Genomic DNA, 7,686 nt, shown 5'->3' with positions numbered 1-7,686 from the left:
CCTCGACATTGCGCCGGCACTCGGCCTCCAGGCGACGGGAAGAGCGGATGCGCTGGAAGTAGCCGTACAGGTAGAGCTTGAGCAGGTCCGCCGGGTCGTAGGGCGGACGCCCGGTTCGACCCGGCTGCGCCTTGCTGAAACCCAGCGCCTGCAGATCCAGCCGCGCCACGTAGACCTCGATCACCCGCACCAGGTGGTCTTCGGGAACCAGCTCGTCCAACGACGGCGGAAACAGGCTGTCCTGACCGCGCGCCTCTCCCTGGATGTAGCCCATAAACGACAATGCCCGTATCGATCGATACGGGCATTGTCTTCAGCTTCGACTCAGACGGCTAGGTTTTCACACAGTCTGGTCGGCGGGGCTTTGGAAGTAGCCGATTACAGGTCGAAGTCGTAATCGGAAAGTTGCTTCTGCAAACGTCGTTCTTCGAGGTAGTTGTCGATGATGCGGCGCTTGGTGAGGTTGGTTTTCGCGGTTTCTGCCGGGGCTTCCGAGTCTTCGGCATCCTCGGAAACGAATTCTTCTTCGAGCTCGATATCGTCTTTGGCTGTGCTCATAAGGTCACTCCACAAAGCGGGGCGCTATTGGCGCACCTTATAAACGCAAAGCAGAGGCCGGTAAAAAAGATTTTTTCAATCGGATACTTGAGTGAATCAATAGGTTTTCAATCGTCAGAGGTCTTCGCCTTGTACTCGCACAGATCTTCGATGCGGCACGCGCCACAGCGGGGTTTGCGGGCCACGCACACATAGCGCCCGTGCAGGATCAGCCAGTGGTGGGCGTCCAGCAGGAATTCTTTTGGAACGAATTTCACCAGCTTCTTCTCCACCTCCAGCACGTTCTTGCCGGGGGCGATGCCGGTGCGGTTGCTGACCCGGAAGATGTGCGTGTCCACCGCCATGGTCGGCTGGCGGAAGGCCGTGTTGAGCACCACGTTGGCTGTCTTGCGGCCGACGCCGGGCAGGGCTTCGAGGTCTTCGCGGTTGTCCGGGACGACGCTGCCGTGCTTCTCGATGAGGATGCGGCAGGTTTCGATGACGTTCTTCGCCTTGCTGTTGTACAGGCCGATGGTCTTGATGTACTCGGACAGGCCTTCGACGCCCAGGGCATGGATGGCTTCCGGCGTGTTGGCCACCGGGTAGAGCTTGGCTGTGGCCTTGTTCACCCCGACATCGGTGGCCTGGGCGGAGAGGATGACCGCGATCAGCAGCTCGAAGGGCGTGCTGTAGGCCAACTCGGTGGTGGGGTTGGGGTCGTCGTCGTGAAGGCGGCGGAAGATTTCGTAGCGTTTTGCGGCGTTCATCAGGAATCAGCGGTCCGGTTGGTCAGGCGGCGCGACAGTGCCAGTAGCGTACCGAGCAGGATAAAGGCTCCGGGCGCGAGGGCGAACAGGGGAATGCCATCGGCGCCGAACTGCAGGCGCCAGCCCAGGGCGGTGGGGCCCAGCAGCCAGTCGAAGTGGGCGAACAGGCTGGCGTGGCCCAGGACTTCCCGCAGCGTGCCCATAAGCAGGGCGAGCAGGCTGAACGCCAGCCCCGTGCGCAGGCCGTCGAGGGCGTCTGTGGATTCTTTTGCCGCGAGCTGCAGGCAGGGCAGTACCAACAGGTAGACGTAAGGGCCGAGGGCGCGGTGCAGTTCAAAGGCGCCGGCTTGCAGCAACAGGTTGGCCAGGCTGGCCAGCAGTGCGGCCAGCAGGAGGGCGCCGAGCCAGTAAGCGGCACCGCCCAGTTGCCGCCGCAACGTCGGTAGCGCCAGGCCGAAGAGCAGCAACATGGGCAGGTTGGCGAGTGCCAGGCCAACGCCCTTGATCAGCAGGTCGGTGGCTCCTACCAGCAGGGCCACGCCCATCAGGCCAATGTGGCTGGCTTTCATGGCGACGTGCCTCCAAGCAGCAACGGACGATGGCCGTCGAAGAACTGCAAGGCGTGCTGGGTGGCGCTGACCACCGCGCGGGAAGTGATGGTGGCGCCGGCGATCTGGTCGAACTGACCCTTGTCGGCCTTCACTCGCCATTCCGCTTCCGGATGGTTGGCGAGCGAGGCGTCGGTGAATACCTGCAACCAGGCACTGCGGGATGGCTCGATGCGGTCACCAATGCCCGGCGTTTCGCGGTGGCCGAGTACCTTGGTGGCCAGCAGTCGGCCGTCCGGGCGGATGGCGAGCAAAAGGCGGATCGGACCTTTGTAGCCCTTGGCGGTGGCCGGCAGTAACACCGCGACCGGGGTCCCTTCGCGTGTGGCCAGCCAGGCTTGCGTGGGTGCCGGAATGCCCAGCAGCTCGCTGGCGGGCAGGGCGATGGGGTGGGCAAGGGGATGGTTGTCATAGCTGCCGGGGGGCAGCAGATCGAGCAGGGCGCGCTCGTCGGCAGTCTGGCGCTCGGCGTCGATGCGGCCGGCCAGCAGCCGGTCGGTAGCGATCAATACGATCAGGCCAGTCACGGCCAGCAGGAGGAGGAGCGCCAGGCTGCGGCCGTTCACGGCTGCGCTTCCTGGCTGCGCGGAGCGTAGCGGTCGAGGGTGGGGACCAGCAGGTTCATTAGCAGGATGGCGAAGGTCATGCCGTCTGCGTAGCCGCTCCAGGTGCGGATCACGTAGACCAGCAGGCCGGCGCCGACGCCGAACAGCAGGCGGCCGCGGTCGCTGGCGGCGCCGGAGACCGGCTCGGTGGCGATGAAGAAGGCGCCGAGCATGGTGGCGCCGCTGAGCAGGTGGAACAGCGGCGAGCCGTTGGAGTCCGAGCCGGAGCCGTTCCAGCACAGCAGGCTGGCGATGAAGAGCCCCGCCAGCAAACCGACGGGTGCGTGCCAGCGGATGACCTTGCGTTGCAGCAGGAACAGGCCACCCAGCAGGAACGCCAGGTTGACCCATTCCGCGCCACGCCCGCCAAAGCCGCCGAAGGCGGAGTGGCTGGCGAAGAGTTCGTCGATGGTCAGGCGATCGTTGTGCTTGAGGCTGTCCAGGGCGGTGGCCTGGCTCCAGCCATCCACCAGTCCGCCGCCAAGGCCCAGTACCTGTAGCAGGGACTCACTCAGGCCAGGGTGCTGACCGGGTGTGGGCCACTGGTTGAGGTGGGCGGGGAAGGCCACCAATACCAGCGCGTAGCCGAGCATGGCCGGGTTGAAAGGGTTCTGCCCGAAGCCGCCGAACAGCGCCTTGCCGAACAGCAGGGCGAAGGCGCAGGCGCTGGCGGTCAGCCACCAGGGCGAGTAGGGCGGCAGGGCCAGGGCCAGCAGGGTAGCGCTGACCAGTGCGCTGCCTTCACCCAGCAGCGGCAGGTTGAACAGGGAGGCTTCGGCGGTGACGGCCTGCCCCGGCTGGCGGCGCACCAGGGCCTCGCACAGCAGGGCGACCGAAACAGCCACCAGCAGTTGCAGCACACTGCCCCAGCCGTATTGCCAGAACAGTGCGAGCAGGCCCGGCAGGCAGGCGACCAGCACCAGCTGCATGCTGGGGCGTGGGTCGAAGGCCGGGCGCGTGGTCATGGCGACGGCGACTGTTCGGCGAGGGCCCGTTCAGCCTTGGCCAGACGCTCGCGGGCCTGGGCCAGTGCCGCCGGATCGGCTTCGGCCTGGCGCTCCAGCTTGCTGACGTCGGCGCGGGCAAAGGCCAGTTCGGTCTTCATGGCACGCACGGCCGGGTCCACCGGGCGCTTGTCGATGCGCTGCAGGTTGGGTGGCTGCTTGCCCGAGGCGTCTTCGGCGGCATGCAGGGCCGCTTCGGCGTCGACCAGGGCTTGGTGCAACGTCGCCAGTTGGGCCTCATCGGCACCGCTCAGCTCGGCGCTTTTCAGCTCGGCGCGACGGCTGGCGAGGGCGATCTTGGCCTGCTTGAGTCGTGCCTCTCCTTCACTGGCGGCAGGCGCGGTAGGGGTACCCTGGAGGCCATCCAGGTGCTGCTGGGCTTGGTCCACGGCATCGCGCAGTTCGGCCAGTTGGGCTTGTTGTTCCGCTGTGGGGGATTCACCGAAGGCTTTTTCGGCCTTGCTCAGTTGGGCCCGACTCATCGCCGCGGCGATCTTCGCTTGCTTGAGGGCCGCTTCGTCCACCTGTGGGGTCGGTGCTTCCATGGCGGCTTTGAGGGCAGCCTGGGCCTGGTCATTGGCGGCGCGCAACTCGGTGACCTGGGCCAGCAAGTCGGAGGTGCCATAGACCTCGTACTGGGCCTCGGCCTTCTTCAGCGCCACCTGGGCCATGGCCGCTTCGATCTTCAGGCGCTTCTGCTGGTCGCTCAGGCTCGGGGTAGCGGCTTTCTGCGCCTTCACCCGTTCGATGGCGGCCTGCACCGCGTCCGTTGGAGCCGCAGCGCTGCTTTGCTGGGCCTGTGCTGCGCGGGCCGCACGGGCTTCGCGTTCGGCCTGGCGGCGTGCTTCTTCCCGGGCCAGACGGGTATTGCGGAATTCGAAGCGCTGACGGAACTGGTCGGCGCGATGGCGCTGGGCGCTGGCGGCCGGTTCAGCCAGTGGCAGGATGTCGATGCAGTCGACCGGGCAGGGCACGACGCAAAGCTCGCAGCCGGTGCACTCATCAGTGATGACGGTGTGCATCTGCTTGGCGGCGCCGACGATGGCATCCACCGGGCAGGCCTGGATGCATTTGGTGCAGCCGATGCATTCGGCCTCTCGGATGAAGGCGATCTGCGGCGGAACCGGGCCATTGGGGGCTTCCAGGGGCAGCGGCTGAACGCTGAGCAGGTCGGCCAGCGCGATGATGGTCGCGGTGCCGCCGGGCGGGCACTTGTTGATCGCTTCGCCCTGGGCGATGCCTTCGGCGTAGGGCTTGCAGCCGGGGTGGCCGCACTTGCCGCATTGGGTCTGTGGCAGCAGGGCGTCGATGCGCTGGATCAGGCTGGCCTGGTTCATTGCGCCCCCATGCCGTTGAAACCGAGGAAGGCCAGGCCCATCAGGCCGGCGCAGACCAGCAGCATGGGCGTGCCGCGAAAGGCGGCGGGCACCCTGGACTCGTCCACTTGCCCGAGCAGGTCGTCGAACAGGGTCAATACCAGCCAGAAGCCCAGGCCACCGCCAAGGCCAAGGCCGAGGGCTGCGCTGAAGCTGCCAGCGCTGCCGATCAGCATGGCACCCAGCGCCGCACCGTTGGCCAGCAGCAGCGGCCAGAGGCCGTCCTGAGTGAGCGCTGGGCGCAGGCGTGCGAGCAGGCGCAGGCAAAGCCAGGCGAGCGGTGCCAGCAATGGCAGGAAGAGGAACAGTCGCAACGAATCGAGACCCAATGGCGCCAGCATGAGCTGGTCGAGCAGCCAGGCAAGCGGCGTGGCGAGGGCGATCAGTGCACCACCCGCCAGGGCCAGTGCCCGGCTGCGCGGCTGGCGCAGACTGTCGGCACCCAGGGGCAGGCCGAGAATGAGGTTGTTGACCAGCGCTGCACCGAGCAGGGCAAAGATGAAGTCGGTCATAAGGCGTGGCGTCGCCGGGCTGAAAAAGGGCCGCGTATTATCCGGAATGCTGCCGCAGCGGTACAGGGGCGCGGCCGCGGTGGCCAGTGTCCTGATACAAGGCTAGCTCAGGTCCATGCGGATTCGGTTGGCGGGCTTAAGCCAGCGATCGGTCTCGCTTCGCTCCACCACAGCCTACGTATCCGGTGCTCCTGAACAAAAATGCCCGCAGGAGCGGGCATTTTTGCTGGAGCGAGTGGTGTTACTTGACGCGCTGACCCGGCTTGGCGCCGCTGTCGGGGCTGAGCAGGTAGATTTCCTCGCCGCCGGGGCCGGCAGCCAGGACCATGCCTTCGGAGATGCCGAACTTCATCTTGCGCGCCGCCAGGTTGGCGACGTACAGGGTGAGGCGGCCTTCCAGCTTGCTCGGGTCCGGGTAGGCGCTCTTGATGCCGGAGAAGACGTTGCGCTTGGCATCACCGATATCCAGGCTCAGGCGCAGCAGCTTGTCGGCGCCCTCGACGAACTCGGCCTTCTCGATCAGCGCGATGCGCAGGTCGACGGCGGCGAAGGTGTCGAAGGCGATTTCCGCCGCCAGGGGGTCTTTCTCCAACTCGCCATTGCCTTTAGGGGCTGAGGCGGCAGCCAGGTCTTCCTTGGAGGCGGCGACCATGGCTTCGATCTTCGCCGGCTCGATGCGGGTCATCAGGGGGTTGAAGGCATTCAACTGATGGTCGGCGAGCAGTGTCTCGTGGTCGTCCCAGGTCAGCGGGGCGACATTGAGGAACTGCTCAGCGGCGGCGGCCAGTTGCGGCAGTACCGGCTTGAGGAAAGTCACCAGCTGGCGGAACAGGTTGACACCCGCTGCGCAGACGGCCTGCACCTCGGCCTGCTTGCCTTCCTGCTTGGCCAGGGCCCAGGGCGCCTTGTCGGCGATCCAGGCGTTGGCACGGTCGGCGAGCGCCATGATCTCGCGCATGGCGCGGGCGAAGTCACGGTTCTCATAGGCTTCGGCGATGCTCGGCACGGCGGCCTTGAAGTCGGCGAACAGTTCCGGTGCGGCGTTTTCAGCCACCAGCTTGCCGGCGTTGCCCTTGTGGATGAACCCGGCGCAGCGGCTGGCGATGTTGACTACCTTGCCCACCAGGTCGGAGTTCACCTTCTGCACGAAGTCGTCGAGGTTCAGGTCGAGGTCGTCGACGCTGCGGCTCAGCTTGGACGCGTAGTAGTAGCGCAGGTACTCCGGCTGCAGGTGGTCCAGGTAGGTGCGCGCCTTGATGAAGGTGCCGCGGGACTTGGACATCTTCTGCCCGTTCACGGTCAGGTAGCCGTGTACGTTCAGCGCGGTCGGCTTGCGGTAGCCGGCGCCTTCGAGCATGGCGGGCCAGAACAGGGCGTGGAAATTGACGATGTCCTTGCCGATGAAATGGTACAGCTCGGCGTTGGAGTCCTTGTTCCAGAAGGCGTCGAAGTCCAGCTCGGGACGGCGCGCACAGAGGTTCTGGAAGCTGGCCATGTAGCCGATGGGGGCGTCCAGCCAGACGTAGAAGTACTTGCCGGGGGCGTCGGGGATCTCGAAGCCGAAGTAGGGCGCGTCACGGCTGATGTCCCATTCCTGCAGGCCGGCGTCCAGCCACTCGGCGATCTTGTTGGCCACCGACTCCTGCAGGGCGCCGCTGCGGGTCCATTCCTTCAGCATGGCGTCGAAGTTCGGCAGCTTGAAGAAGTAGTGCAGGGATTCCTTGAGCACCGGGGTGGCGCCGGAGATGGCGGACTTCGGGTTCTTCAGCTCGGTGGGGGAGTAGGTGGCGCCGCAGGATTCGCAGTTGTCGCCGTACTGGTCTTCGGTGCCGCACTTCGGGCAGCTGCCCTTGATGAAGCGGTCGGCCAGGAACATCTGCTTTTCCGGGTCGTAGTACTGGGTCACCGGGCGGGTGCCGATGTGGCCGGCGTCGCGCAGCTTGGTGTAGATGCTGCTGGAGAGCGCGCGGTTTTCTTCGGAATGGGTGGAGTGGTAGTTGTCGAAGTCCACCAGGAAGTCGGCGAAGTCGGTGGTGTGCTCGGCGCGGACGTTGTCGATCAACTGCTCGGAGGTGATGCCCTCCTTCTCGGCGCGCAGCATGATGGCGGAGCCGTGGGCGTCGTCGGCGCAGACGTAAACTGCCTGGTTGCCACGCATCTTCTGGAAGCGCACCCAGATGTCGGTCTGGATGTACTCGACCATATGCCCGAGGTGGATGGACCCGTTGGCATAGGGGAGGGCGCTTGTCACAAGGATTTTGCGGGGCTCGGTCATGG

9 protein-coding genes are annotated in these 7,686 nt (G+C 65.7%); all 9 read right to left on the bottom strand.

Annotated elements, in window-relative coordinates; genetic code table 11:
• The coding region (locus tag G559_RS0126060) for a transposase (RefSeq protein ID WP_028631044.1) at nt 1–274 on the bottom strand (274 nt) is incomplete at its 3' end.
• 104 nt (nt 275–378) lie between these two features.
• Nucleotides 379–558 (bottom strand): PA3496 family putative envelope integrity protein, encoded by a 180-nt coding sequence (locus G559_RS0126055; protein WP_028631043.1) that lies wholly within the window; start codon nt 556–558, stop codon nt 379–381.
• Nucleotides 559–665: 107 nt separating this feature from the next.
• Entirely contained in the window at nt 666–1,304 is a 639-nt protein-coding gene (gene nth / locus G559_RS0126050; RefSeq protein ID WP_028631042.1) for an endonuclease III, read from the bottom strand.
• A complete protein-coding gene (locus tag G559_RS0126045; protein ID WP_028631041.1) occupies nt 1,304–1,873 on the bottom strand; it encodes an Rnf-Nqr domain containing protein in 570 nt (189 codons plus the stop codon). Before G559_RS0126045 ends, nth begins: the two co-directional genes overlap by 1 nt.
• Nucleotides 1,870–2,478 carry an RnfABCDGE type electron transport complex subunit G gene (locus G559_RS0126040; RefSeq protein ID WP_028631040.1) on the bottom strand — a complete coding sequence of 203 codons (609 nt, stop codon included), beginning with the start codon at nt 2,476–2,478 and terminating at the stop codon, nt 1,870–1,872. Before G559_RS0126040 ends, G559_RS0126045 begins: the two co-directional genes overlap by 4 nt.
• The gene (locus G559_RS0126035) at nt 2,475–3,482 is read right to left on the bottom strand and encodes an RnfABCDGE type electron transport complex subunit D (RefSeq protein WP_028631039.1); all 1,008 of its coding nucleotides are present in this window, start codon (nt 3,480–3,482) and stop codon (nt 2,475–2,477) included. Before G559_RS0126035 ends, G559_RS0126040 begins: the two co-directional genes overlap by 4 nt.
• Nucleotides 3,479–4,858, bottom strand: coding sequence for an electron transport complex subunit RsxB (rsxB, locus tag G559_RS0126030; protein WP_028631038.1), 1,380 nt, complete (start codon nt 4,856–4,858; stop codon nt 3,479–3,481). The genes G559_RS0126035 and rsxB overlap by 4 nt, the downstream gene beginning before the upstream one ends.
• Nucleotides 4,855–5,409 (bottom strand): Rnf-Nqr domain containing protein, encoded by a 555-nt coding sequence (locus G559_RS0126025; RefSeq protein ID WP_028631037.1) that lies wholly within the window; start codon nt 5,407–5,409, stop codon nt 4,855–4,857. The genes rsxB and G559_RS0126025 overlap by 4 nt, the downstream gene beginning before the upstream one ends.
• Nucleotides 5,410–5,650: 241 nt before the next feature.
• The gene (gene metG, locus G559_RS0126020; RefSeq protein ID WP_028631036.1) at nt 5,651–7,684 is read right to left on the bottom strand and encodes a methionine--tRNA ligase; all 2,034 of its coding nucleotides are present in this window, start codon (nt 7,682–7,684) and stop codon (nt 5,651–5,653) included.
• Nucleotides 7,685–7,686: the final 2 nt, after the last annotated feature.

The sequence above is a fragment of the Metapseudomonas resinovorans DSM 21078 genome (genome assembly GCF_000423545.1).
Classification (GTDB): domain Bacteria; phylum Pseudomonadota; class Gammaproteobacteria; order Pseudomonadales; family Pseudomonadaceae; genus Metapseudomonas; species Metapseudomonas resinovorans.
This window is presented reverse-complemented; position numbering and strand designations above follow the sequence as displayed.

Bases quoted from the DNA above. Each gene is read 5' to 3' on its own strand.
- G559_RS0126055 (WP_028631043.1), bottom strand. From the start codon at position 558: ATGAGCACAGCCAAAGACGATATCGAGCTCGAAGAAGAATTCGTTTCC.
- nth (WP_028631042.1), bottom strand. From the start codon at position 1,304: ATGAACGCCGCAAAACGCTACGAAATCTTCCGCCGCCTTCACGACGAC.
- G559_RS0126045 (WP_028631041.1), bottom strand. From the start codon at position 1,873: ATGAAAGCCAGCCACATTGGCCTGATGGGCGTGGCCCTGCTGGTAGGA.
- G559_RS0126035 (WP_028631039.1), bottom strand. From the start codon at position 3,482: ATGACCACGCGCCCGGCCTTCGACCCACGCCCCAGCATGCAGCTGGTG.
- rsxB (WP_028631038.1), bottom strand. From the start codon at position 4,858: ATGAACCAGGCCAGCCTGATCCAGCGCATCGACGCCCTGCTGCCACAG.
- G559_RS0126025 (WP_028631037.1), bottom strand. From the start codon at position 5,409: ATGACCGACTTCATCTTTGCCCTGCTCGGTGCAGCGCTGGTCAACAAC.
- metG (WP_028631036.1), bottom strand. From the start codon at position 7,684: ATGACCGAGCCCCGCAAAATCCTTGTGACAAGCGCCCTCCCCTATGCC.